Raw genomic sequence first — 26712 nt, 5'->3', positions numbered from 1 at the left:
ATCGCATAGCGGTATGGGTACTCTTTTCGCTTGCCGCAGTCGGTGAATGTCCGTTCAGGGTCTGCCGCCGCAAATCGGTCAGGGAAAAATTCTGGAAATCGTCAGGCTCATTGTTCCAGGGATAGATCCCACACCCGATGCATGGGAATACTTCTGGTATCACCTGCCCGTCGCCTTACCCGGCCTGTTCAGTTTTGCCTTCTGTACCTTTTTCGCCTTTTCAGGTTTTTATGTCTGGCTGCGCGACCGGCACAACTTCTTCATGCTGAACTTTACGCTCATGTCTCTGGGCATGGGCGCGCTGGGGCTCGTGCTCGCGCTGCGGGCGCTGGTGCAGAACCTTGAACTGCTGCTAATGCTACACCGCATAGTCTATCCCGTTGCGCTGCTGCTGACCGGCGGTGCGATGGGGTTTAACTACCACCTGATGGAGCGGCGGTATACGGCAATTCGCGTGACCACGTGGTTTCTGTGGTTCACGATTGCGCTGGGAACCTTCGGGCTGATCACCGGACGCGGCTTCACCGGGCAGTGGCACCATTACTGGTTTGGCAGCTACCCGGTGGGGTCGATCTATCTGACTCCATGGGGCATTAGCGGAGTGCTGGGGCTTTTTCTCGTGGTGATACCCTCGATGATTGTCTTTCGGCGCACTGGCAAAAACCTGTTTCGCGACCCAATCGGCATCGGCGTCAATCTCACTTGTCTCACGATTGGTCTGAACTTGCCGAGCCTCACCGGCGTGCCGCTGTTTCCGGGGGCGAACTTCATGTTCGTGCCCATGGCGCTGATCGCGTACGGCGTCTTCAAGAAAGACTTCTTTAGCCTGAACCGCCTGCTCTTCGAGAAGCGGCTTCTATATTATCTTATCGCATTTCTGATCTCGGTATTCTTGCTCGGCACCGGCATTCTGCTGATGCTGACGTTGCCGCCAAAGGCAAATTCTGCCGTCTACACGAACCCTTTCACCTTTGTGCCGGTACTTTCTGGGCTCATCGTTTTCAGTCTGGCGATCTACCTGGCCGGCAGTAACCCACAGAGCAAGGTGCATATGATGGGTGCACTGTCGATGATGCTCACGGGCTTTTTTACGATCTTGCTGACTGTCGAGAGCCTGCGGCTGCCGTTACTCATAAACCTGCGGCTCGAGCAGCTCATCTATCTCATCTTTGCCTTCACGCCGATTGTGCAATACCGGTTTATCTACCTGCTGCTTGATCTCGAAACCGATTGGCGCAGCCGTCTGATCGATATAGTCTCGCTAATCGCTGCGCTGCTTACCCTGACTCCATTCTTTATCACAGATTTTTACGAATACGGTGGCATCGTTCGCACCGCAGGCGCGAGTTTCGGCCTAACTCTGCTGAGTCTCGTGGGTGCATATTCGCTCGCTCTGATATCGTGGCGCTGGTTCAATTCGCGGCGCCGGGCCGACCGTAGCATCGTGATTATTGTGGCCGCGCTGATGCTCGGGGCAGCGTTCATGTTGACGAATGTTCCGGGAACGCAGGGAGTGTTTTTCCCCCCCTTGGGAGCATTACAATTCATACCGGCAGGCATGATAGTCTTCGCGATTCTGCGTTTTCGCGCCATCGTGATACGCGGCGAAGCGACGCGAATCGCCAACCGTTTTCAGATTTTGAGCCTTATCGGCGTCAGTTTTCTTGTATTTATCTATTCCAGAACCCTGACCGACGGCCTCGAGACTATTAAAATCTGGAACCACCTTTCGGTGATCGGCGCGTCCCTTTTACTTGGCTTCAGCATGCTGCTATTCGTTCTCGTGCGCCCTGTGGCCGCAGCGATGGACGACAGCTTTCATCTGCTTGATGAGAAGAAGAAACAACTCGAAGAAAACGAAAAGAACCTGCGGGAAATCGCCGATGTCTCGCGATCGGTTTATGCATCGGTGAATCTGAATGGCATCATCGACCTGATGTTTGCCTATGTACAGCAACGCTATGGCATCGAAGGACTGTGGCTGACCTTTTGCGATAGTGCGACCAGCCGCATCTACCATGTACGCCACAACGCCGAAGAGAAACTGCCGCAAGATGCCCTTCAATTTCTGGAATCATTCAGCGCCCCACTGGCACCTGATACAGGTTCGCTCTACCACACCTGGCGGCGTAAACGCACCACATACATGCGAAGGCTTACCGATCGCGAAAAGATGTCAGAACTCGATCGTACACTGGCACAGAAGTTGAATCTGCAGGGTTATGTTCACGTACCATTGGTGCTGCAGAACGAGGTGATCGCCGTGCTCATGGGCATGAACTTCGGCAAAAAACTGCATCTGCCCCCGAAAGATTTGCGCTCGCTTGAACTGTTCGCCGGCCAGATCGCGGGTGCCCTGTCGACAGCCCGCCTGCTCAAAGAAATAAGTCAGGAGAAGAAAAAATCCGACGAATTGTTGCTCAATATTTTGCCGCGCGGCGTCGCCGAGCAGCTCAAAGAACGCGGTGAAGTGACGCCACAGTTTTACGACGCGGTCACCATCATCTTTACCGATTTTGTCGGCTTTACGCAATCCGCGTTGTCGATGGTGCCGGCTGAACTGATCGAGCAGCTCAACCGCATTTTTTACCAGTTCGATGCAATCACGCGACGGTACCGGCTCGAAAAAATCAAGACCATCGGCGATTCATACATGGCAGCGGGTGGCCTGCCCGAAAAAAACGCAACGCACTACCTCGATGTTTGTCTGGCAGCCCTGGAAATTCACAAGATCACCGAACAGATCATCGTCATGTCGGGTGACAGCAGCGCGCCCGCATGGCAGCTGCGTATGGGTATACATACCGGGCCGGTTATGGCTGGCGTCGTCGGCCAGTACAAGTTCGTTTACGACATTTTCGGCGACGCAGTCAATGTCGCCAGCCGCATGGAATCGACAGGCGAAGCTGGCCGCATCAATATTTCAGCCGACACCTATCAACGCGTGAAATATTTCTTTGACTGCGAGCACCGGGGCCGTATACACATCAAGAACCGGGGGGATATCGATATGTTCTTTTTGAATGGCCTGAAACCGAAGTATCTCAACCAATACGGAGCGCCGAACGATACCTTTCGCGACATTTACGAGAAGATTCGCCACGGCGCACGCATCGAACCGCGCCGCCGTTAAGGTTTCGCCGCCCAAACGAGAGCATTTCGTATCACCTGACCGAACCTGTGGTTGATGTCGATGGTCGTGCGGCGTTCGCCCGGGGCAAAGTAGGCGACGCGCCCGACGGTCGAATCTCCCGAAGGGTTGAAGAGCTTCACGAAGCCCGAAGTGTGCATCTGCCCTGTTTGGGCTGCGTAGCTGTTCGAGAACAGCGGGTTGACCTGGTTCTGCCCCCGGCCGTAAGTGGCCGTGCCGATGAACTGCATGTTGTTATAGATTTCGTCGTAAATCGCAAAATTCTGGTAACCCGAAAATGCCGTGTTGAATGCATTTACGATGGAACCTGTGGGCCAGCTGCCCGGGGCTGCGATCGCCGCTGCCGAATAACTAATGCCGTACGTGGTGACGAAATGCCCATGGTTCGTGGCGATCAGGTTAAAGTTCTGCAGGCTCGCGCTCCAGCCGGCGGCTTCAGAAACGACGCCAAACAGAGAATCGCGCAGAATGTTTTTGTTGTTGCTGCCGCCGTAATTGGTGTCGTTGTACATGGCGTGGTGCAGGCCGAGCACACCCCCGCCGCCGTCGGCGTAATCTACAATCGCGTCTTGTACCTGAGTTGTGACACCACTCGACCAGTGTTTGAAGAAGAGTACCGCCTTGAACTGGTTTAAATAAGTGAGTACTGAATTCTTGTCGTTGATGTTAAATGCACCGCCCGTCGAAGTCAGGTTCACGCTGGTGACGGTAAACGCGAAGTTGTCGTTGGGAGAATCTGCGTTCAGCACTGCCGCGACGTGCGTGTAGTCGGCCGGTAGCTCAGAAACTGTTTTGGTGTAGTTGCAGGGCACGTCGTTTGTGCCGAAGCCTGCATCGCCGAACGCGCAGTTTGCTGTGTCGAGCGCGCCGCCGTGAAGAATCAGCACCGACTGATTCGCTTCGGCGGCTGACTTTGTTGGGTATGAATCGAGAATGTTAATGAGCGTGCGCGTGCCATGCGCGACAGACTGCGGGTACCAATCGGCCTGCGTGATGATTTTGAAATCCGCATTGTCATTGTGCGTAAACGCTGTATTCGGTGACGACACGACGACTTTGTTGAGCGTCGGGTCACGGCGCGTAACGCTGAGTGTGGTGTAGTCGGTCTGCGTCTGCGCCTCAGGGTAGCCTGCTGCCTCTTGATTTTTCAAGAGGCTGATGCCGAGGGCTTCTGCTCCCGAGGCATTTGTGCCGGGTATTCTGAAGAAGACAGGCAGACTCGCGGCGTGGCATTGAAAGTAGATGGGCTTGCCGTTTTCGAGCGCATTCAGCGCGAGGGAGTTCAACTTTTCGGCTGCAGCCTGCACCACAGCCGCAGAAATGGTGCCACCGGGGCCGGTCTGCGTCGGGTAAGTGCCGTCGACGCGGTAGTCGAGCGACCCCGTACCACCGGCCGACACAAGCGCGACATAGCCCGACATGTCGGTCACATCTTGTATGCGTCCATTAACGGGTATCGTCGCGGGCGTTGCATTGTACCCAGACTGCCAGGCCGAACCAAAGTAATTTTGAAACTGTGCGGTAAATGCGGCATAACTCGAACCCGCGAGCGAGTTCGCTGTGGCTTCGATATCGCCCGATGCTGTATAACTTTCTGCTGAGCCCGTTGCCGCCGAGCGCACGTCGACTTCGAAACCCGCCGCCCGCAGGCCTTCGTATGCAACCTTATATTCTGAATAATAGGTGTTGCCATACGAGACGAAGAAGAGCACCTTTCGGCTCGTCGCGGTGCTTGTAGTGTTGGTCCCGGCAGAATCGCTCAGGGTCTCGTTGTTGCCACGGCAGCCCAAAGCCGCTACGGACAGAACCAACAAAAGAAGCATGTGGCTGTGTCGTAGCTGAAAACCCATCGTTTCGAGTCAAAACCGCGTCGTGCAGAGTGTAAAGTAATTTCGCCAGTCGCATGCCCCTAAACCTCGCTGAAAAGTTATTTCGGGCACATACCCCGGCTTGTTTATTAAAACCTCAACCCTTACCGAAAAACAGACGCACGCCCATGGCGACTAAGAACACCGCGAATATGCGCCGCATGGTCACCTCAGGTAAAGCGAGCGCCAGCCTCGACGAAAAAAAACTGCCAACGATAAACGCCAGCGCGATGATGACACCATACTTCAGATTTACCGAGCCTGCACGGTAATAGTTGATCGTCGCTGCGATGCCGATGGGTGGCAGCATGACTGCGAGGCTCGTGCCGACGGCGGTGTGTGGGTCGAGACCCAACAAGAGCACCATGCCGGGTATCATGATTAATCCGCCGCCTATACCAAAGATACCACCGAGCGCACCGGCAGAGAGGCCGATCGCGAGCAGAATCAGGAGGGTGTTAACAGGCATGGCGAATAATTCAGTGCGTGTCTGGGTTGACCACAAGAAATCATGCCGAACGTCATGCCCGCGAACGCTTCGGCGGGGCCTGGACCAATTCAGCCGATTTTGGTTGCGATCTTTTTAAGCGCATCTATTGTATTGCGGTACCATAGGGTGTAGGCATTAGCCTGAATATTTCTCATTGACCGCTCGTGTGTAGCGAGGTACTGTAGGCTGTGCGGTACATCTGCCATTTGGTTATGCTTTTCGGTTTCATTCTAAGTGAAACGGGGTGTATGGATATCAATCTCAAGGGCCAGCTTGAAGACCCGGGGCTAACGGGCACCGAAAAGTTTACAGATCGCTTGATTGTTTTCGTTTCAGATTCAGTCACGGTTGGTAACATGGAGGCGCTTTCTGCATCGGGCTGTTTAGGCATTGGCATTCAGCGGGCTGATTGCTATTGCAATAGCAAAGCCCGTGCATTTGGCAGACGTATGAATTCAGGCAGTCGTTTCGTTGCCTGGCTTTCAGAAACCGGCGTGCCCGATAACACCATGCTCTGCCGCATTCTAGGTACAACAGGCAACAGCTGTGCGCCCGCGGGAAATTTTACCTGGTATGACACGAATTTTCAACCGATCGTATCTGACATGGCCAATCTGTTTAATGCAGCGCCGGCATTCTCGAATGCCATTCGTCTGACCGAGGCTGGCGCAACAGCGCCAATCGGGACAGATGACGTCTGGACAGGTACGGCGCAACAAGGTACTGCACTGACGCTCAATTGTTCGAACTGGCAGGCGAACACAAACGCCATTCAAGGTGCTGCGGGGCAATCGAACATGACCAATTTTGACTGGACCAATAAAGCCAGTGGACCATGCGACTTAGTCAAGCGCATCTATTGTTTCGCAGTTCCTTAGTGAACCTGTTTTGCCAAACGTGCCCGCAGCTCTTGCAAGACTATATCCGCCTTGCGAGAACCACCACTTCAGTGAGTCATCATGAAAACCTGAAATTCGCCGACTAGAAAGCCCAAAACGGCGCCGACGGTAATTAGAATCCATTCATCTTGCTGAAAAGCCGGTCGTAAGACACCCTCGAACTCTGTTTCGGTCAAATCTTTCATTTTGGAAACAATCGTATTCTTGATATCGAGTGCGTTGCCTACATAATGTTCAATGCTCTTGAGTGTTTCGGGCAAACTTGCTATGAGGCGCTGTCCCGCCTTATGTTTAGCCGCCTGATAATTCTCACCGCCAACCGCAATCACGACCAGCGGTTTGGCGAATCCGACCTGCTTGTCTATGAGAGACTTTACATGGTTCATGATCATTTCGATAAGCCGGTTCGACAGCGGTCCGGTTAAAATTGCTTCAAGTAAATTCTTAGGTGTTAAGATTTCGTCTGCAACCAGCGCTCCATATTCGGCTGCTACCTGTTGCCGGCGTTTAATAAAGAGACCCTGCCAGTTGATAATACCAAAGTATTTCGTCGGCAACCTCGGGTAGAAAATCATCTTCAGTGCCAGCCAATCCGTAAACCAGCCTGTAAAAAGTCCGAAAAGTGGCATGATAATCGGCGAATGCGTGAGCATCCAGGTGGCCGCCTGAATCAGGCCGATGGCGAAGCCAAAATAGATGCCCGAGCGAGCGATAAAGCGAAACTCTGGCTTGCCTACTTTTTGGAAAATGCGGTTCAGTAGCGCTGGATCGCGTGTCATCGTCGAAACAATCATAGCCTTCGTATCAAAAATCTTATCCAGATCGCGATCCATGTCGCGCATAATACCCTTGATGACATGCGGCACTTCGTTTTGGATATTCAAAATCAACTGCCTCTTTATCTGATCGGGTAGGGCCTCCCAAATGCCGGGCTGTAATTCGCCGATGATGTCATTTGCAATCAACTCTATGTCATGAGTGAGCGGCTCTTCGACAGCTGCTATTACTTCGCCCGGATCAAGTTTTTGGTAGAGTTCGCGCGCCGATATCAGTCGCGCCAGCAGCGTATCCGCAGCAATGGATGCCATTTTTTCGGCTCGACGGGGTATGATTCCCTGCCAGCCTAAATACGGCCGAATCCCAAAAAATTTGATAGGCTGAAACATCATGCGAATCGCAATGAGTTTTGTCGCGTAGCCGATAAGTGCAGCCACCAGCGGCATGGACAGGTAGAGCCAGAAATGTGTCCGTAAATCTTCGATCATTGTTCTTTACCTGCTTGGAGTTTTCTTGTGAGTTCTCGCTTGCCGAGTTTTTCATATACCTCAGACAGATGAGAGTTAATTTTCGAGTCTCTAACCCCTCGCAAACGCATACGTTCGAATAGGTCAGCCGAAAGAGAATAGTTTTCAACTCTTTTGTGCGCAACTGAAGCCAGATAGATGATGCCTATATCATCGCAAAACTTCAAGAATTCTTCTGACCACTTAACCGCGAGTGAATAATGTCGTACCTTGAAAGCGAGGCGAATCAATACCCGAAGCATTTTATTATCCCGAACTTGTAAATCTGCGATTTCGTTTAACAGGTCTTTGGCGGCAGAGATGTTTCCTTCATGTATGAATCGATTCACGGCTCTCGCAAGCTGTAGCGTCTTTTTCAGCGCCGGTGATTCAGGCGAGCTTTGTGTAATCCCCGAAAAACCGATTCGCATCAAAGAGACATCGTCTTTGAGTTCACCTGCTGCAGAAATTTCTGCAAAGCAGGCCCCGATCTCACCCTTTGCGCGCTCAATGTGGCGCAGAAAAAGGGTTTCATCTGAGTTTACCGACATTGTTCCGTCAGGCATCTTTATATAAATATCATCTCTTCCGTCTGAGCCCAGAAAGATCACATCACCTGCTTCGAGCTTAAAAGTGGATATCATTATATCCTGCGCTGCAGCGGGGGTGCCGAGCTTGCGAAAGACATGGGGTGTGGGAATAAAAGTAGCTTCGGCATTTCGGTAAAGTACTGCATGAGGATGTTCAGCGTTGATAAAATAAAGCATGCCGGCTTCATGGTCTATGACCCCCAGAATGGCCGATACGAGCATAGTGCCTTCAAGACTTTCAAAAATTTTGTGCAATTCAATAAAAGCGCTCTTGAGCCAGCGTTCGGGATACATATTGTAATACTCAGACACGACCTTGGTTCTTTCAACGATGGATTCGAAGACGGCCCCGAGAACCAATGCTCCGCCAGCACCCTGCATCGATTTGCCCATCGCATCGGCATTGATAAAGACCGAGCATTCGGCACCTTTGAGCGTCAAAGTATGAGCGCTGGAAACGTCACCACCAAGCTCGTTCTGCTTTCGCCGAAACTCGAATTGCTTAAACTGATGATGTAGAAGTTCGATGGTGATCGCTGCATTTTTTCGGGATTTATTGCGCAGCAACGGCTGTAGAAGCAAAGAAGTGAGATAGTAATCACCGTCTTGCTGATTTTTCAACTTCAAAATTGTTTGGTTGCTCTGTTGTAGATTTAATTCTCGCAATATCGATTGGACGCGTCGAATATAGTCGATTCGCCCAATCAAGTAGAGCACTGCTACATAGATAACCTGCGTAACTCCCATCAGTTTATAGCTGTTCTTTTCAGATTCAAAAACCAGATAATATTGTAGCGGCCCCGCCCAACAGAGTGCGCAGATTAAGAAGCTTCGTTTCGAAGGCGCAAAGGCAAAGGCGCCGGCCCCTAAGACACCAATACAGATGCCAAACGCGATTGTCTGTAGACCGGGATCTCGCATCAGCGGTAGTTGCTTGTAAAAACCAATACCAGCAGAGAGTAATGTCAGCGCAACGGCCAGTTCACCACAGGCGAGTCGATTTCGATCACTGCCAATGAACCTGTACCCGTAGAACAGAAAAATCAGCGTGAGAATCGCTATTGTCCACTGCGTAGCCATCAGAATTTCGAAACGCTCAATGCCCATGTCTGTTACGATGAGCAGACAATATCCGACCCATGCGCCCAGTAAGCCAACGGACGCGAAACGCACGTTTTCGTACCATTCGCCTACAAGGCTTGATTCGACATGCAGCCGGTGCTCTGCGTCAATTCGCGGTATTTTCAGTGTAATCATATGTACCCCTGCCTGAGGTAGATCTTACGAAAATAGACCGGTATCGGCTCTCAACGGCGGTACAGGGGTATCCAAACGGACTTCATTTACCAACCTCCGCCCCACGCGATATTGTTGGCGTCACAGTGCGTCTTGAAGTTTATCTCGGCAGTCGGTGAATGCGCAATGAAGTGTGACTCTACCCCGGTTGCAGGGTCTTCAGTATGGGGATAGACAATAAGGCCATCGCCGCATGCGATACCTATCACAAGGTCTGTGATGTTCCTGTACGGGGTTGTTAAGTTCATTAGCGTGTTTAGATGCGACGCATTCTCAGATCTGTTGATGATCGTCGCGAGGTGCCGGGGCCCGATGGCGGGAAACTGATAATTAAACCCCTCAGGATTATAGCGCACACCAAAGGTAATAATCCGCACGAGAGCTTCTCTGCGCGAAATATTAGCGGTCGCGCTATTGTAGGCCATATCGGCGCTGCTGCCGTTAAGAATGTCAATTAAGCGGCCAACTGCCGGCGATTCTGAACATGGCACTGGCTCGTCGCAGGCGCTGAGGTCGTTGAGCAATGTTGCCATCGCTGCGGTGCCTATGCCCGCATTGCCAATCGCGTCCGTGGCAACTATCCCGGTCTGAGGGGCCATGATCGCCGCGATGGTCAAATGTACCGAGCTGGGTTCAATGACTGTCTCCGTTTCTATCGCGGGCGCTAATCCTTGAATCAACTGAATGAGTCGCGGAATTCCCTTTTCTTCGTTGATAATATTGAGAAAATCAACGAGATCGTTAAAACTCGCCGGCTGGGTTCGCAAGATTGCGTTCAGAAAGCCGACCAAATTTGATGAGTTTGTCGTCTCGTTGAGAAGTCTCGGCAACTTGTTTTTCTCATCAATATTATTCAGCAGTTTAACAAGCGATCCGCCGGAATCGAGGCCTTTGAGCAGATTGACAACTTTGCCGATCCCTGTAGACGTATGACGTGAATGAAGAGTGGGCACATATTTATACCGGTCCACCGCCGGTGTAAAAGGTGTAACGTTGTTCAGCAACGCACCCAGATTCTCGGACTTATCGACGTCGAGCCGGCCAATGAGATCAGCAAGAGTCTGTACACCTGAACTTTGCTGGCCGCCAAGCTGATTGATGATGTAAACCAGGTCATACGTGCGAGTTACCTGATTCATGATTTTGGCCAGCTTCTTGCCGCCAGCTTCAAGGTCATCGCGTAAGAGGCAAGCCTGTGACCCGTTCGCTGGTGGATTCAGGGTATCATCTGGCAGTGCATTTGTGTGCTGAGAAGTTTTCGCGACGCTATTGACAAGTGCTGCGACATTTCCGGGGTTTAACTCTTCAATCAGATTCACCAGGGACAGTGCATTGGAGAGATTGTTGATCATGGCAGCGAGCGTCGTAATCGCAGTGTCGTTTGGGCAATCGCGATTCACTTCGGGTTCAGTGTTTTGCATCACTGTGGTCAGATTGATCAGGTATGCTCGCTGCCTGTCGTCATCATTTTCGTCGATCGGTCGCACACCGTTGATAAGTTCGAATATCTTGTTGCCATCGGTTAGCTTGACGAGAATGCGCAGAACGCTGTCCATATTACCAAGCCTGATTCCATCGTCTATTTGTTGAAACGAAACAGGGACAGTACCCGGTGTGTTGAGGTCTGGATCAAGGCGATCGATAAAGAATATGATGTCGCGCGTGTCGTGAATTCCGTTGAGAAGCTGAAAGATCTTTTCAACGCCGCCGATGTATACGATCAGGTATGCGAGTTTTTCGAGATAGGCATCTTGAGTGCTTACTGCCGGGCCGAGACTGTTCTGGTTTACGATCTCAATGAGTTGACCAACGTCATTCGTTCCATTCACCATGCTCACGAGTATTTCGAGATGATTAAATATGTCGAGGGTGCACCGTGAATAAGACGGCGGTAACAGCAGATCAAGCGGTGGGTGCGCCTTGTTGCAGCCCATGCGCTTGATATTATACGTCAGTCTCAAGATTCGGGCCGAATCGACGTCTCGCACAAAGCGTATGAGCTTGTTTGTTTCGCTGCGGTCGAGCAAATAGAGCATATCTTCAATAAAAAATCCCGGTGCCGTCGTATCTAACGGGTTGTGCAGAAGTTGGTTGATCTTCTCGGTGCCGACGGCGTGTACAAGGTAGGTGGGTAAAAGGTCTGAAGATTGCTTGCGTGTCCGCACATCGTCGCCTTTGCCGACGCATGCTGCTAGCAAGATCGCTGGCAACAGGAATAAGAATCCCGGCAGTCTGGTTTTCGATTTTATGTTCATCATTTAAGCCTCGCGCTATATCCTGCTGTTATGAGAATACCGCCCTGGTCGAATCGGTAACGCACTTCTTCGTTGATGTTGCGACGGGCGATCGTGTAACCAAGATTGCCGGCCGCGTCTTTCTCGGTTTCGTTCCAGTAGCCACTGCGCGTGAACGCCGCATTTGTTTCATGCCAAACATAAGAGAATCGGATGTCGACGAAATGACCGTCCTTTATGTGCACGAAGGTCCCGAGCGAAAGGGCCGTCTTAAGGCCGAGACCGTCGATTATTGTGTCTTGATAGTTGGCATTTGCGTTATAGATTCGCGAATTCACGATGAGATCAGTGCTGGTCATCGTGATCTTTCTCTTGCCGCTCAGTATGCCGAAACCCGAGGTGATTCCGGTATATATATCCATGAAAACCGCGGCTCGTCCGGAGTCTTTACCGATTCTCGGCCACTGGTAATACAGCGACATTTCTGGCACAAGGCTGAAAAAATTCTCTTCGGCAGAAATTTGTGCCTGATAGTTCATCGTTTGCAGAGCAGGATCTGCCGTGACTCTATTCGAATACGTGACTAGACCTTCAAAAATTTGTGTATCTCGGCCCATCTTTGGATAGTAAGACATACCAGCCCCGATGCGAAAGTTTTTGCTCTTGCTGAGAGATTTTATGCTGCGAAACCCTGGAATCCTGTCAAATTGAATGGTGGTAGCAACTTCTATATTCAGAACGGGTGCAGATTGGTTCTGCCTGATGACAGGTGTCTGCGCGTTTGAAAAATAGGTTTGTTCTCCTTGAAAAAATATATGCGAAGCCACGAGGTCTGAGCGGGCTTGAGATATAGCTGTCGATTCGCGCATTATGTGCCAACCAGCGCGTACGTTGAGAAACCACGGAGTTTTGTAAGCAATCAGCGACCCTTTTTCGTCGATAGCATCCGTCCACGCTGGCTGCATAAAAGCGAATGTGCTCCCGATAATCAACATTGGCATGCTAATCCAGGATTTCATAACAAGATGCCTGCCTGGAGAAATACGCCGAACATTTCGAAGCGCGTCGTATCTTTACTCTGAAAACCCAAGCTCGTCGTGGGAAAAGTAGCTGAAAGCGTATCGCCTAATATGACATTTCCCGAGCCTTCGACGTCTCGATGCAGATTAACAAAACCATAGCTCATGCCGAGCCGCACTACGCTCTGAATGGTTTTGAACCGGGGTGGCTCGAGTGCAACGAATAGCCGAATGATTGGCCCCGGATCTGAGATCGCCGTTGACTGGGCGATGCCTTCAATCACGCGTGTTTGGTATCCTTGCAGAGCGGTGCTGCCTGAAAGTACGGTGTCATTTCTGCGCGCAGAAAATGTCAATTGTTGTTTTGCTGAAATGAAGACGACCCCGCCGCCGCCGCCGAGTTTCAGGTTGCCAAACCGAAATTTCGTAATGTTGTAGTTGTAATAGAAAACCGGAGAAATCAGCCAGATATTTTCATTTACATTAATCTTAAGATCGTAAGCCCCCTGGCCTGTTGCCTGATCGACAAAACCGAGTTTAGCCATCGGGCAGGCGTCTAATTCTGCATCAGCACAGGTTCGATGCTCAGAGAGGCGCATATTTGAACTTTCTGCTATCGTGTTAAGCGGTACAACTCCTGCAAACGAGAACTCCGACTCAAATGAATGATTTCCCCTGGTGATGCCGAAACCGATATTTCCTGTCGGTATGAAATATGTTGGAGCGCGCGAAATGCGCTGAGAAGATTGCATGCTAAACGAGGTATTCAGTGTCAGCAAAGGCAGGTTTATATTTTGCCCGGCGAATAGACTTTCGATTTGCCCGATGGCCCGCCCAAAATCCTGGCCTAGATTAAAGTAGCTTGTGGTGCCTGAAAGATGCAGGTACCATTCGCCTTCATTCAGAAGATGGTGTTTGCGTTCAGAGGCCATCGGTTCGACGAAATCTTTGATTTCGTTCGTCTGCTCTAAGGGCCTCAGGTTTTCGCCGGGCGGCTTGTGCGGTGGCTTGTTTTGTGCAAACAGACTTGTTGCAGCGAAAATGGCAAATACAGATATCTGAATTCGCACCGGAATGGTAATCATGGCAGCCATTTTTCGGCTGCGCCCATGGCGGCGCAGGGGGTGTAGAAATCAGGAGACTGGACATGGCCTGCCACGAAGGGATCGGGATCCCCGACCCTGTCGATGCAGCCAACGAACGCCAATTTCTCCATTAAGTCATTGTCGTTGAGCAATATAGTCAACGAATCCAATACCTGAGGGGGAATCGGATCTGCCGCTTTATTGATCATCGTGGCCAGATGTATAGGGCCCAGACCAGGAAATGCGATAGGGCCGACTGATTCATCGGAATAAACAATGCCAGAACCAACGGTGGTATTCAACAGTCTGACGAATGCTTCTCGTTTTGAAATTCTTCCCTCAATTGCCGGCACATAGGTTACTTCTGCGTTGACTCCCTTAAGCACTCGCGCGAGACGTTCTGCGGTTGCCTCAAGGTTGGGTTCTTCTTGCAGACTCTTGATGAGCTGTGCGACAGCCGCGTGGCCGACGCCCTGCGTATGCGTTGATTGTGTACCCATCAGCTGGGCAAGCAGCGTGAAATCGGAGGGTATATTCGTTAAACCGGTCAGCGTTTCCTGAGCACCGCCGCATTGCGTGATATGCGTCAATATCAAACGAAGTTTTCTGGGATCATACGACTCGTCGTCGAGGCCTGCTATGACAAGCCCCAGATCTGCACCTGAAGCATAAGATACCGAGGTCAGTTCGGAGAACAGACAAACCAGATTTGTCGAGTTCGCATGCGGGTTAATGATTTCGAGCAGGCGGGTTATATGCTCTGCAGACGACAACTCATTGATGGCATCGGCGATGTCTTCGCGCGAGCTCGCATATTCGATCAAGTTGACGAGCTTGCCGAGCCCCGTTGCTCCCGAGCGTTGTCCCGCGGCTGTGTCGATATTGTGAGATCCCGTCACGCCATTTATCAGCAAAACCACCAGATTCATTTTTAAAATATGGAATCTATTGATCAGTTGCGTGAGTTTTATTGGGTTGGGGACTGTCTCAATCAGGTAGGTTAGTCTCTCTGTTTGTACATCGCAAATCAGCGGCACCAATTTGGGCACAGATGAATCTTTCAGCACGCGAATGAGGTTTAGAATTCCGTCCGCCGGTGAGAGGGTTTGCAGAATTGTCAATACCCGGTTGATATGACTGTTCGGCACCTGCTTGAGTACCTCAGCCACCTGAGATCTGAAGTCGGATTGATCGCTTAGGGTACCGCCCAGACCGTTGCCCTGAACACCATTGACGAATATCCGCAAGCGGCGAAAATCCGCGAGCGGTATAGTTTCGACGAGATTCGTAAGGTTCTTAATGCCTGTGCTGTCGGTGGCGGGGTTTGTGAGCAATTCGAGCAATCCGTTGTCTTCGGCGTTTGTCAGATCGGTTATTCGATCCATGTCTTGCAGCAGGCGTACCAACTTTATGGTCCCGTCCCCTTCCGGGAGATTATTGATGAGCCAAGCCAGTTTGCTCGCCTCAACTGCTGTGTCAGCGGAATCGCCGCCCGCTTCATTTAGCAGTGCGACCAGACGAGCCATGCCTGAATCCGGGCCATGGGGGGTCGAAAACTCGATGTTAAAGTTCTGGATACCACCCGGCTGGTTAACTGCCATATTTGCCTCAGACCAATCGAGTCCGCTTTCAATTAGATTGACCAGAGCATAGAGCTTTGCCCGGCTTGCATGGCTCGGCGACCGCATCAAGTATACATCGTTGATGAGTCGTGCCAATATATCAGCTGCGGAGGTATTGATATTATTGAGTATATACACAAGTCTGCGGTAATTACCAGAACCGGCAGAGGCGATATTCTCAACCACATCGACGAGATGGTTCGGCGAGTTGACCCCAAGTAATATATGAGCCAGATTTCCTTTCACGGCATCTGCGCTCATCTCATTGATGAGCAGATGAAGAGTAGATACCGGGTCTAAATGTGCAATGAGTATCGCAACTTTGTCTATTTTTCGTTCATCGTTCTCGCCATTATTTCCATCGATCATGGTGCGCGTGACTTCCATTGCGTTAAAGAGTGCGACGATTTTATCATTCACCGCGGCGACGTCGCTGAGGCCATTCACAATAGCAGCGAGATCGGCTATCGTGTCATAATCTCGTGGCTCTTCTCCGTCAAATCGGACTTCGGCCATAAAGTCGTCGACGCGCACCATGAGACGTAGCAGACGCGCCACCCCGAGACCAGAGTTTTCATAATCATTGCCTATGAGCGCCCCTATTCGCGTGACGTCGCTGATCGCTTTGAGCAGCTCCACGATGTTCGACACCCCGGCGCCCGAGGTGAGCTGGTTCAGTTCGCGACCATTGTGCGTTAGCAGATAGTTTGCTTTTTGCTCGCCAATTGCCTGAACCCACTGTGTCGGTGTGTAAACGACACCAGCATCTGCCGCCTGTTTTTTTCTGAATTCAGTAACCTTGCGCGACCGAGCACATGATCCGAGCAGGCCGATTATCATTAGCCAGGAAACAATGCCTGAGCGCAAGAAACGACGCTGATTGAATATTCTCATGGTTCACCTGCGCAGTTTTTGTTGAAAGTTGTCTGCTCGTCTTGCTGCCACAGACAGTTGAAGTTCCAGCGAGAGACCCGCGCGCTGTACGTGGCCGTAACGAGCAGGTAGTCCCGTGTAAGCCCCGAAGCAGATGCGGGCATGAACAGCACCGCCTGCGGGCTATAGATGAATTCGGGAGGAAAAAGCTGCGAGGTGGTTAATCCTGAATAGTCATAGGCATTTGCGGTGCTTTGCCAATTCAGAAAGCCCGCGCCCAGCCAACCCCGGCTTGCGGCAGCCCAGCTAATATTTGTCGGGTTAGCTTTTTCGTGAGTTCGCAAGAGAATGCGCGAGATACGGTGGTTCGCCGTATCGGCAACGAATAGGTAGCGATGCACCTGATTGTCCAGGCCTTCGATTTCGCCGAGGTACACCGCCGAGGGAAACTTAAATCCCGATTCAGCATTGGTTTGGTTTGTTGGGCCATCATGCCAGCCGACCGTGTTGCCGCCGATGAAAACGGAATGTACGCTGCCCGTATGGTCTGCTTGCACGCCATTCTTTAAATACCGGGAAATGCGGTGGTTATTGGTATCGGCGATGTAGATATACGTCTCGTCATGCGTGATGCCGGTCGGTGAATGCAGAAAATTGCGGGTAGAGCCTGTAGCGCCAGTGGTTAAGGTAATTGAGGTGTTCCATGCATCGTAACCGTTGCCGATGAAGCCGGCGAACTCGCCCGTCTCAAGATTACGCCTTACAATCCGCGAATTTCCGTAATTACTCACGTAGATATATTTTGTTGTTTCCGATTCGTCAATGCTGAGGCCAGCTGGATAGTAGAACATGTTCACCTTCAGTGGCGCCGCTGCGAGATTATGCGCAGAAACGGGTGAAGCATTTTGTCCCACAGAGCAATATGGGTGCGACCTGCCTGTCTCGCACTGCCACCGATCACTCGCTTGATCGCCCAACCAGGCGACAAAGGCTCCGTCTGCGCTGTAGAGTACGAGACGGTGGTTATCGGTGTCGGCGACAATAATGTCACCATTCGTCGTGGTCGCAACTGCCCTGGGCGCGTTGAACGAGCGGCGGCAATAATTCTGGTAGGTTCTGTTCTCCAGTTTAAAGGTATCGGGGGGCTCAGAATCTCTTGCGCAGTTCGAGTTTTCCGACGGGGGAAGCGGGTCACCCAGTACACCGGCAAAACTACCAGAGGCCATCTCGTAGCGTGCGACTTTATGATTCAAATAGTCGGTCGTATAGAAATATGTCTTCGACCGGCCTGCATGCGCAATATTCGTCGCCAAGCCAGCGGTGCGCATGAAGTAATCAACTAAATTGCCATTGGCTGCCCCAGGGCCGCCTTGCCAGCCCGATTTACCTCCGCCCACCCAGGCGGCAATATTGCCTTCGTTGAGATTGCGCGGCAGATTGCCCGGCGATTTGCAGCTTCCCGTGAGCTGGTCATTGATAACGATAATGTGGTAAAAACTACGCAAGACACCACCACTGATGACATTTGCTGTGAGCGAAATATTGTCTGTTGCGCTATACTTGTGCAGCTCGATATTCTTCAGAGAGCTGTTCGCATGGTAAGCGACAACGAATTTGAGTCCTCCATCGGCCCCAATTTCTGTCGGTTTAAAGGTTTCACCCGCCAGTGTGTAATAATGATAGATCTGAAACGACAATGGCGGTAAGCATGTGGTCGCGGCAAAGGCTGCAGGCAGTGGGGCCTGATTCAGCGCTGGTAAAAATGCCACACCGCTTTCGCCAAATTTATTTATGCCCGCCGAGGCAAAGCTCAACGATTGTTTCAGGGTTTGTGGACTGCCGGCATTGACATCGCGTGTTGTGCCGGCTTCAATATACGTTTGAAGATTAAATCCCCCTGAAGCTATGTACAACGAGACTACGAAATCATGGTAGAGCGTGCTCATGCCGCCGGCGATTCCAGACGAACCGATCAAAGTATTGAGCGAAACCATGTCGCCGTTATTGCTCACGATCTGCCTGGTCACCTGACCGGCGTTTGCCAGCGACCGATGCCGCAGGTAGTTCATGAAGAGGTTCGCACGCACGTAACCGGGCTTTTCGCTTTCTCCCTGAATCCATTGGCTCAATGTAACTGGCGTTTTGAAGGCATATTGAACGATCGGGTCTGAGAAGTCGGCGAGCCTGAGTCTTTGCGACGCAAAAAGGCCTGCCGTGAGCATCGGCGCATTTTCGGCCAAACCTTCAGCAAGAAATGTGGGCAGGCGCGGCAGGTTACGATAGACATGCCGAAAATAATATGTGAAAAGATGCGAACATTCATGTAACAGCATTTCGCGAAACAGATTCTGCGACTTCAGCAAGTCGCCAGAGAATGCATCACCGTTGAGAAAAGGCTTCACGTCGGCATAAACCATCGGCAGCATATTTGATCGGCCCGCATGTTCTGCGAGGGTTTCGAGCGAAACTGAGTTGATCAGCGAGGTGTCGCTGAAAAGTGCGCTGGTGTACGCGTCGTTAAAAAGATCGCGTGGCGCAAAATACCCCGAGATGAAGCCAGATGACCCACCTGCGTAATCATCTTGAATATCAAGAGCAAGAATGACGATGCGGCCTGTCTTTTGTAGGTCAGGAAAGACACCATCTCCATAAATCTGCTTCAGGTTTGACAGTTGCGGTTCAAGAAAATCAAGATACAATTTCGCCGTGGAAGAGTTCAAGATTTGCTGGGCGGATTGATCACCGTAGAGAACAAAATGTGCGGTGGAAGCCAGTTTTTTCGCTGACTTCTGCGAATACGCAGCTAAACCCGCCGGAGCATTTGCCCGACGGTCTTTTATCCAAAAACTGTATTCGACTGGCCCGCCACTTGGCCCTGAGCCAGGGGCGTTTGACAACAGCGGTGCCTGAGAAGGCGGCAAATCGGGGGCCAGCTCGATCAGGGTAGAACCGGCGTTGGCGCAGCTCAGAGCGCACAGCAAAAGCCCAAGCAGTACTGCCTGCGTGAAAAATCTCAAGTTTCTTGTTCGCATCGGCTTTATAACGCAACGGAAAGCACTTGAGTGCCAAATGGCATGTCCGAAAGTATCCGCCTGGACATAATTATGCATTTTGTCCTCCAATGGCTTCAGAAAGACGGTTGAATATGGTTGCGGCGAGATGGTAGTTATCTTTTTGCCAAGGATGAAAATCGCGGCTGAAGTATTCGAAGAACTTTACCATGGTTTTGGGCAATAGCTGGTGCTCGCTAATCAAAGCCTCATAAATGGTTTTCCATTCCGAAAGCTTGAAAATCGATTTATCCTGCCACATCATATAAAACGTATTGCCAAAAGTGAGAGCGTACAGGGTTGCAAACGCTCCCCACATTGCGATGACCCTCGTTGAATACCGGGAATCAACTTGCTCCAGCAGGTCGAACGCAACGGCTTTGTGTTCAATCTCTTCAGCAGCATGTCACTCGAAAAGTAGCCGCATGTGCGGATGCATCGTTTCGAGAAGTTGTGGGTTCTCAAGGCCGATTTCGGCAAAAAGAGCGGTGAAATGCTCTAACCCGGCAATCGCCGCGTAGTTAAAATTGTCAGGCAAACTTTTTTCGATTGTATCGAAACCGACTTTACGCAACAGCCAGACGGCCGGTTTTATGTTATAGCCTTGGTTTTCAAGGGTTTGCCAGACTTTTTCATGCTGCTTGGCGTGTTGCATCTCTTGAGCAATGAAGCCGAGAATGTCTTTGCGGACTTTCATGTCTGTAACACTATCTAACGATTTTTTTGCCCAGCGTATAAAATAGAGTTCCATATCGGGAAAAATAATCGTCCATGAGTTTAGCAGATGTGTGAGAAAAGCGCTATTCCCGAACCAATGTTTTGGTAGCGTGTCGTCGAACCCAACCGCAATGCGGTGAGGTTTAATCTGAATATTCTTGCTTTGCGGTGGCTGAAGTTGGCTGACTATTCGCAGGTGTAGGTTTTCTGATTCCATTATTGCCTCAATTGGGGGCCTGGCCCCATGGGCCTGAGATTGCATTGTTGCTACCCGCATCATTCGGGTTTACATTCGGCGCGACATCGCAGTCGGCGGGTGTACTTGCGGCTGTATCCGGTAGTGTTGACGAAGGCAACAATCCGTAATTCAGACCCAGCTTGTCATAGATGAGATTGTCCAATACACGTCCGGCAAACACGAGATTGGTTCCCGGCGCTGGATCATTGGGGGCGAATATTAATCCAAAGTCCAATATACTCGAATGCGGATTCAATGCCCAAACAGGATAGAACCCACCCGACAGGTACACCTCGGGCAGGTAACCGCGGCGATTTGCATTCCAGTCGACAACTCCATGCGCCCAACCCGCATTATAGTGAACTATGCCCCGCGAGTAATTTGTGCCTCGGCCATAATCGGTCGTGCACGCATTCAGGGAAGATGCCCCGTAATTATGCGTGTATCCCAGCTGGTGGATTGTAACGCTTTCCGATGGTGGAATAGCGCCGCTGCGCGAGAGGTCGTTCGCGACAATAACTTGGCTCGTGAGTGCAGTGCCACACCCAACGGCTGCAGTCATCACCCGCGGGCCATATTTATTGACAAGAAAGCTCAGATGAAAGCCTCGTTCGATATTGAGAAATGCGGCCATTCGGGCAGGGCCAACGCCGCGATAATAGTTGCATCCTGAATTAGTAGCGCGTCGATCTGTCTTGTAATGCTGGTAGCAGGTATAGCCGTAGTATATGCCCACACGCCATTCTCCGCCGCAGGCATCCGTTTCTTCGGCATAACCCTTGTCATAGGGAACCTCGCCAAACCATTCGACACGTCTTTTCCACCGTGTGCCTCGGCCGATTCCCGTACCGTAATGCACAAGCCGGGCAATGTCGTCGGGATGCATCGTGTTGATCATGTAGATGAGCGACCGCTCGACGGCATTCGGTGCGGCGCTTCCCGTAATCCCGACCGGGGGGCCTGCAGGCAAGTTCAGGTTATTGAGATGAACGAGCATAACTTCACCGGGAATCAGATTAACCAAGCGACCGAGAGCCCACTCATTGAGACCACCGTTCATGAGCAAGATCACTTTATTCAGATCGTTGATATCTCCAACCAGTACGGCCAACCCGCTTGCGTTGTTGAGTCGCAGCATCACATTCGTGGCTCTCTTGCGCCAGTTGTCATACCCGGTGCCGGTACACGAACCGCTGAGTTCATTGATATATTGTTTGGGCCAAATATGGTCTTCGGCGCTCGCAGGATGCAGGCCGCATTTATTCACCTGGTTTATGAGCTGCACAATGTTAAGTTGCTTTGCAATGGGGCGAGGCGAGCCATTCGGATGATAGGCTAGCCTGTTCATGGCATCGACAAAGATGAACATATCACCTATTGCTTTAGCTGGCTTGTCGCCATTCTGCGTTGAATCGCCTATTCCGTTCAGTATATGAACCATCTGCGTCATGTCAGCGGGCGCAATTGCCTGTATCAAGAGTTCCAGATTTGTGAGTCTGCTCGCGAGATCGGAAACGTATTTAATTCTGCGCGCGGTGGCTACGAGCTGTGTCAGCTTCGGGAACTGGCTCTGGTCTACGTAGTTCACCATCGCCGCCATGATGGCGGGGCCATCGCCGGTTAGACTGTTCGCAAGCGTCGTGAGGCGGCCAAAATGATCCCCCGAACTTGCTGTATCGCCGCCTGCCGTGTGGTCTGCACCGCCGTCACTTAAGTCGAAAGCATGGTTGTATCTTGGCCAGGCTTGAGATTTCAGGCTATCTACCAGAGCGTAAAGGCGCTGAACCCCTGATGCCTGTGGAGCATTCGGATCTAACGCGCTCAAGAGTAGCGCCAGATTATGCGAGCCGCCTCCCGCAGCGATGTCATTAGAGAGGCGAACGATTTCGTTTTCGACGGTCATCGAACCGCCAGTGATGACGAGGGATAGAAAATCCGCGAGCTTCTGCCCTCCAGAGGCCGATGGCAAATATGACGTGGATACTCCCGGTCGAACCGTGTAATGCACAGGCGATAGCGTGTTGAGAATTGTGCTGAAATGGCTCACGTCTGAAACGAGTCTGATGAAACTAACAAGATGGGGCACTCGATCAGCCGCCAGATTGTCGAGCGTGTCGATCAGTGACCAGGTCGCGCCGGGCGTCAGAGCATTGATCACCGCAAAAACTTTCGGGGTATCTTCTGCGTAAAGGCGGTTGATAAAACCCGCACCCTTGTTCAGGTCGGCTAAGAAATTTGCTATTTCGGTGAGCTGGCGGGTGCCGGTAGGCGAGATACCGTTGACGATGCGGCGCAGAACATCGACATTCGTGATGCCGTTTATCAGCGTCACGAGCCTCGGGGTTGCATTCAGGTCAGCGGGAAAGTGCGCTCGCTCGATCAAGGCAATAAGGTTCGTTAGCCCTGAGGAGCTCAGAGCCTGCCCTGCACCAACGGCAGAGCTGAGAATCTGCGCAAGCGTGCCGGTCCCCTGCACATCTATCTGATTGAGCAACACGGCGATTTTTTCGGCTGGGCTGCGGTCGGCGCCCTGCGAACCGGGGGCGACAATATTTGAGATCGCGATATATCCACCTGAGCCTTTGGCGATAATTTTGAGGTGGCAAATGCCTGCAGAAAGGTTGAGCGAGATCGCATGGTTGCCGGCAGTGGTGCGTGTCTGATTGTCATTCGTACATCCGGTGATGGCTGCGGAGACCTGAGAGCCGCCAGCGAGCGATTCGATGTTCAAATTGAAACTTAATGTGCCGGCTGCGAGAAGGCGCAGCTTGGTATGCAGAACTGCGTACTTCGCGGCCGGTGTTGGTGCCATATGAAAATTCAAGAAACCCGTACCAGACGTGAAATACCAGTTTCCCGTTGAGGAGTAAGAGGTGTACGAAGCCCAATTGTGTACCTGAGAAGGCACTGCCCAGTCCGGGGTGCCCGCATAGTTGTCGCTGTTCGACAAGGCAATACCGTTCAACGACAAGGTATTCATCATCTGGCAGATATGATCGATATTCACCGCTGCATCGTTCAAGAGCTCGATGACGCGATCTATGCCAGAGTGATTCAGTGTGCGAATTAGGTTCGCGACATTGACGACCCCGGCGCCGACCGTGGCGGCAGGCACACCATCGTCGATGCCGTTGATGAGGTGAGCGAGTCTCGCGATGTCATGGGTCTCGTTGAGCACCCTCAATAGCTTAAGTAGGTTCGGGGTATCGAGGTTGTACGTTGGCTCGGGAGTGACTATGGCATTGAGCAGCTTAGGGATCACATTTTTCGTTTCATTGGTCAATGCCACGAGCAGCGCAAGGCGCTCGATTGCATTGAACGCCTGAGGGTCTGCGGGTTGAGATGCTATGCCGAGAATGACGCTCTTGATCGAAGAGGCGCTGTCGACGTTATTGACCAGCGTGTATATCTTGCGCAGCGTGTCGTTAGGTTCTGCCAAAGCAGTATATTTTCTGCCTTCACGTATGTGTGCGTCGACCGAGTTGATCAGCTGAACCAGCTTCGTCGACGATACTGCGTCGGGTGCATTCAGAATCTGTGAAATGCGGTTCACATCGGTGACGGCATTGACGAGCGCTATCGCGTTCGACTGCCCGACACCGTAGAGCAGTAGCTTGAGATCTGCGTCTGCCGCACCGCCAAAAAGCGCATTATATTTTTCTTCGCCGATGGCGCCGCGAAATGTGGCCTCATTGAACGCATGGTTTTCATCATTTTGTTTGTTTTTCGAGTAGCTTGTGTTGGAATTGAATACTCCACCAGCGCAATAGTTGAGCCCTAAGGCCACCACAATGATCAGAAACCGGCGTTTTTGCATACGTGTAATAACGCTCACCGAAGCCCGTCCGTGCCATTACGGGAGTCCAAACGTATCCGATGGGACTTATTTACCGATTTCCGGGGTATTCAGGCACCCGTTCGCCGTTAAGGATTATTGAATTTCGGTCTCCGCTTTTCAATAATCGAGAGCAGCGCTTCGTCGAAATTTGCCCCCATCAATTCTTCAAAATCACCGAGACTGGGGTCGTTTTCGAAAAGAGCCAGAACATCACGGCGCAGGTTCTTTTTGACAGCTCTGAATCCCCCCAGAGGCTTCTGAAAGAGGCGCTTCATAAACCGCTCACCCGCGGGCATCAGGTCGGCCAACGGCATGATTTCGTTCACGATGCCGAGCTTCAGTGCTTCTTGTGGTTTTATGGAATCACCCATCTGCACGAGTCGGCTGAGATTTTGTTCACCGGCGTGCAGGCGCAGCATGGCGATCATGGCAGATGGAATCGATATACCCAGCATCACCTCGGGAAAAGAAATACGTGCTTTGTCTTCATTCAAGAATCGCCAGTCAGCCCCCATCATAATAACCGAACCGGCCGCAAGCGCATATCCGGTCAGCAGAACAAGTTCGGGCTTGCTGAACGCAAATACGCGGTGCGTCGTCTTGAAGAGTTTATGGAAGGTCATCATTTTGCCGGCCTTGTCAAGCGAATGCATGTAGCGCGGGTCGAAGCCGCTACAAAAACAGCTGGGCGAATCTGAAGTCCAGATTACCCCCCAGACATCGTCGTCGGCTTCAAACAAGTCGTGAGCGAGAATTATCTCGTTCAGAAAATCTGCGTCGAGTTCGTTGTTTTCGCTTTTGGCCAGATATATGTAGCCGATATGGTCTTTCTTTTCAAGACGCAGAAATTTGAAAATGCCGGGTAGCATCGCGCTTACAGCCGATTTCGTTGATAGGGTGGTTTGCATCAATTTTCCCTGGCTGTTATGGAACCCAAACCCAGGCGGCTCCGATGCCCGAGTTATTCATATCGCCTCCTGAAATTGCGGTCGTTGCATCTGCGCTCAATGCAACGCATTGACCCTCTCGGGTTGATTCAGAGCTACCTGTGCCAACAAGTTTGTTGCCAATCTGCGACCATGTGGTAGCAGTTCGCTTGAAAACCCAAATTGCCCCTTGGTCAGAATTATCGCTATATCCCCCGAGGATTGCAGTATCACCATCTGCGCTCAAAGCCACGCTATGACCTTGTGACGCCCAAGGCTCACTGGTGGTGCCGACAATCTTGTTGCCCTGTTGCGACCAGGTTGTGCCATTTCGTACGAAGATCCACGCAGCGCCTCGATCGTTATCGTCCGTGCGCCCACCGACAATTACCGTATCGCCGTCGGCACTTATGGCCACGCTGTAACCCTGCTGTGCCACGCCTACATTTCCCAGGCCGACGAGTTTTTCACCCTGCTGCGACCAGGTAGAACCGTTGCGAAAAAAAATCCACGCAGCGCCTTGGCGCAAATTGTCAAAATATCCGCCGACGATCGCCGTATTTCCATTTGCGCTTAAAGCAACGCTTCTGCCCTGAAATGCTGCACCCATGTTGCCGGTGCCTACGAGTTTTTCACCCTGTTGCGACCAGGTAGAGCCATTGCGTACAAAAACCCAGGCAGCCCCTTGAGATTGGTTATCGCCTGGGCCCCCGACGATTGCGGTATTGCCATCTGCGCTCAGGGCTACACCGTCGCCTTGCTGGGGTGAATGGCCACCCGTACCGACGAGTTTTTCACCCTGTTGTTGCCAGGTTGCGCCTCTGCGAATGAAGATCCAGGCGGCGCCATGCGCACCATTGTCGTGTTTACCGCCAACAATCGCGGTGTTGCCGTCTGCACTTAAGGCGACGCTGGAGCCTTGCGATGCATTGCCGACATTTCCTGTGCCTACAAGCTTTTCGCCTTGCTGTTCCCAGTTTGTACCGCTTCTGGTGTAAACCCAGGCAGCCCCCTGAGACCCATTGTCGCCATAACCCCCGATGATTGCTGTGTTGCCGTCGGCGCTCAAGGCGGCGCTGTACCCAAAACGCGTTTCGCTTGAAGTTGCCCCACCGACGAGCTTTGCGCCCTGCTGACGGGCAATGGGCGCGACTTGCGCCACAGTGAAACTGGCCGATTGAGTGCCTACGGTCGTCGTTGCTATCAGCGGGCCGCTTGTTGAGCCCGGCATCACCATGACCCGAGCCATATTCAATTCTTTCGTAAGAATTATGGCCGCGGTGCCATTGATCGTGACACCAGATAAGCTTGCGAGATCAAAGCCAGTACTGGTGATGGTGAGCAGGGTGCCTGTCGGGCCGGTCGCCGGATTCAGTGAGATACCGGGTGCAACTTGAGTTGCTGTCTCTGTCGTAGCAGAACCATCCCTTGACTTTGCGCAGCCCAAGAAAAGGGTCGTGAGAAATGCCAGACCGCATATCAGGTGTGTTATTTTCATGTTCTTGGCTCCTCAGTGTTTGACTTGCGCGACTC

At 51.7% G+C, this 26712-nt stretch carries 14 protein-coding genes and 1 pseudogene; 2 read left to right on the top strand and 13 right to left on the bottom strand.

Annotated elements, in window-relative coordinates; genetic code table 11:
- Positions 1–46: 46 nt before the first annotated feature.
- The gene (locus tag TURPA_RS05370; protein WP_014802271.1) at positions 47–3133 is read left to right on the top strand and encodes an adenylate/guanylate cyclase domain-containing protein; all 3087 of its coding nucleotides are present in this window, start codon (positions 47–49) and stop codon (positions 3131–3133) included.
- Here TURPA_RS05370 and TURPA_RS05365 read toward each other — a convergent pair.
- On the bottom strand, positions 3130–4974 hold the full coding sequence (locus TURPA_RS05365) for a hypothetical protein (protein WP_014802270.1): 1845 nt from the start codon (positions 4972–4974) through the stop codon (positions 3130–3132). The two genes, TURPA_RS05370 and TURPA_RS05365, sit on opposite strands and share 4 nt — an antisense overlap.
- A 142-nt stretch (positions 4975–5116) precedes the next feature.
- Positions 5117–5488 carry a sulfite exporter TauE/SafE family protein gene (locus tag TURPA_RS05360; protein WP_014802269.1) on the bottom strand — a complete coding sequence of 124 codons (372 nt, stop codon included), beginning with the start codon at positions 5486–5488 and terminating at the stop codon, positions 5117–5119.
- A gap of 269 nt (positions 5489–5757) precedes the next feature.
- Between TURPA_RS05360 and TURPA_RS05355 the strand changes: the two genes are divergently transcribed.
- A complete protein-coding gene (locus tag TURPA_RS05355) occupies positions 5758–6387 on the top strand; it encodes a hypothetical protein (RefSeq protein WP_041948325.1) in 630 nt (209 codons plus the stop codon).
- A 68-nt stretch (positions 6388–6455) separates the two neighbouring features.
- Here TURPA_RS05355 and TURPA_RS05350 read toward each other — a convergent pair whose 3' ends face one another.
- The 11 genes and pseudogenes from TURPA_RS05350 to TURPA_RS05295 form a co-directional block, all read right to left on the bottom strand.
- The gene (locus TURPA_RS05350; RefSeq protein WP_014802266.1) at positions 6456–7673 is read right to left on the bottom strand and encodes a DUF445 domain-containing protein; all 1218 of its coding nucleotides are present in this window, start codon (positions 7671–7673) and stop codon (positions 6456–6458) included.
- Positions 7670–9538, bottom strand: a complete 1869-nt coding sequence (locus TURPA_RS21480; protein ID WP_014802265.1) for a PP2C family protein-serine/threonine phosphatase — start codon at positions 9536–9538, stop codon at positions 7670–7672. The genes TURPA_RS05350 and TURPA_RS21480 overlap by 4 nt, the downstream gene beginning before the upstream one ends.
- 86 nt (positions 9539–9624) lie before the next feature.
- The gene (locus TURPA_RS05340) at positions 9625–11742 is read right to left on the bottom strand and encodes a hypothetical protein (RefSeq protein ID WP_157210406.1); all 2118 of its coding nucleotides are present in this window, start codon (positions 11740–11742) and stop codon (positions 9625–9627) included.
- A gap of 89 nt (positions 11743–11831) precedes the next feature.
- A complete protein-coding gene (locus tag TURPA_RS21475; protein ID WP_157210405.1) occupies positions 11832–12776 on the bottom strand; it encodes a hypothetical protein in 945 nt (314 codons plus the stop codon).
- Positions 12777–12826: 50 nt separating this feature from the next.
- Complete coding sequence (locus TURPA_RS05325) at positions 12827–13924, bottom strand: hypothetical protein (RefSeq protein ID WP_014802262.1); 1098 nt, start codon at positions 13922–13924, stop codon at positions 12827–12829.
- Positions 13912–16431 (bottom strand): hypothetical protein, encoded by a 2520-nt coding sequence (locus tag TURPA_RS05320; RefSeq protein ID WP_014802261.1) that lies wholly within the window; start codon positions 16429–16431, stop codon positions 13912–13914. The genes TURPA_RS05325 and TURPA_RS05320 overlap by 13 nt, the downstream gene beginning before the upstream one ends.
- Positions 16428–19442, bottom strand: coding sequence for an NHL repeat-containing protein (locus tag TURPA_RS05315; protein WP_157210404.1), 3015 nt, complete (start codon positions 19440–19442; stop codon positions 16428–16430). The genes TURPA_RS05320 and TURPA_RS05315 overlap by 4 nt, the downstream gene beginning before the upstream one ends.
- Before the next feature lie 70 nt (positions 19443–19512).
- Positions 19513–20394, bottom strand: a pseudogene (locus tag TURPA_RS23975) (metal-dependent hydrolase).
- Between the two features lie 7 nt (positions 20395–20401).
- The gene (locus TURPA_RS05305; protein ID WP_041948320.1) at positions 20402–24232 is read right to left on the bottom strand and encodes a P-loop NTPase family protein; all 3831 of its coding nucleotides are present in this window, start codon (positions 24230–24232) and stop codon (positions 20402–20404) included.
- A 107-nt stretch (positions 24233–24339) separates the two neighbouring features.
- The gene (locus TURPA_RS05300) at positions 24340–25122 is read right to left on the bottom strand and encodes an enoyl-CoA hydratase/isomerase family protein (protein WP_041948319.1); all 783 of its coding nucleotides are present in this window, start codon (positions 25120–25122) and stop codon (positions 24340–24342) included.
- Positions 25123–25177: 55 nt separating this feature from the next.
- A complete protein-coding gene (locus tag TURPA_RS05295; RefSeq protein WP_014802257.1) occupies positions 25178–26677 on the bottom strand; it encodes a Kelch repeat-containing protein in 1500 nt (499 codons plus the stop codon).
- Between the last annotated feature and the right edge of the window lie 35 nt (positions 26678–26712).

It is taken from the genome of Turneriella parva DSM 21527, from assembly GCF_000266885.1.
Lineage (GTDB): Bacteria > Spirochaetota > Leptospiria > Turneriellales > Turneriellaceae > Turneriella > Turneriella parva.
The sequence above is the reverse complement of the archived record's forward strand: the minus strand, read 5'-3'. Positions and strand labels throughout refer to the sequence as shown.

Bases quoted from the DNA above. Each gene is read 5' to 3' on its own strand.
- TURPA_RS05350 (WP_014802266.1), bottom strand. From the start codon at position 7,673: ATGATCGAAGATTTACGGACACATTTCTGGCTCTACCTGTCCATGCCG.
- TURPA_RS05360 (WP_014802269.1), bottom strand. From the start codon at position 5,488: ATGCCTGTTAACACCCTCCTGATTCTGCTCGCGATCGGCCTCTCTGCC.
- TURPA_RS05325 (WP_014802262.1), bottom strand. From the start codon at position 13,924: ATGGCTGCCATGATTACCATTCCGGTGCGAATTCAGATATCTGTATTT.
- TURPA_RS05315 (WP_157210404.1), bottom strand. From the start codon at position 19,442: ATGCGAACAAGAAACTTGAGATTTTTCACGCAGGCAGTACTGCTTGGG.
- TURPA_RS05295 (WP_014802257.1), bottom strand. From the start codon at position 26,677: ATGAAAATAACACACCTGATATGCGGTCTGGCATTTCTCACGACCCTT.
- TURPA_RS05370 (WP_014802271.1), top strand. From the start codon at position 47: ATGTCCGTTCAGGGTCTGCCGCCGCAAATCGGTCAGGGAAAAATTCTG.
- TURPA_RS05300 (WP_041948319.1), bottom strand. From the start codon at position 25,122: ATGCTACCCGGCATTTTCAAATTTCTGCGTCTTGAAAAGAAAGACCAT.
- TURPA_RS05305 (WP_041948320.1), bottom strand. From the start codon at position 24,232: ATGCAAAAACGCCGGTTTCTGATCATTGTGGTGGCCTTAGGGCTCAAC.
- TURPA_RS05320 (WP_014802261.1), bottom strand. From the start codon at position 16,431: ATGAGAATATTCAATCAGCGTCGTTTCTTGCGCTCAGGCATTGTTTCC.
- TURPA_RS05365 (WP_014802270.1), bottom strand. From the start codon at position 4,974: ATGCTTCTTTTGTTGGTTCTGTCCGTAGCGGCTTTGGGCTGCCGTGGC.
- TURPA_RS21480 (WP_014802265.1), bottom strand. From the start codon at position 9,538: ATGATTACACTGAAAATACCGCGAATTGACGCAGAGCACCGGCTGCAT.
- TURPA_RS05355 (WP_041948325.1), top strand. From the start codon at position 5,758: ATGGATATCAATCTCAAGGGCCAGCTTGAAGACCCGGGGCTAACGGGC.
- TURPA_RS21475 (WP_157210405.1), bottom strand. From the start codon at position 12,776: ATGCAGCCAGCGTGGACGGATGCTATCGACGAAAAAGGGTCGCTGATT.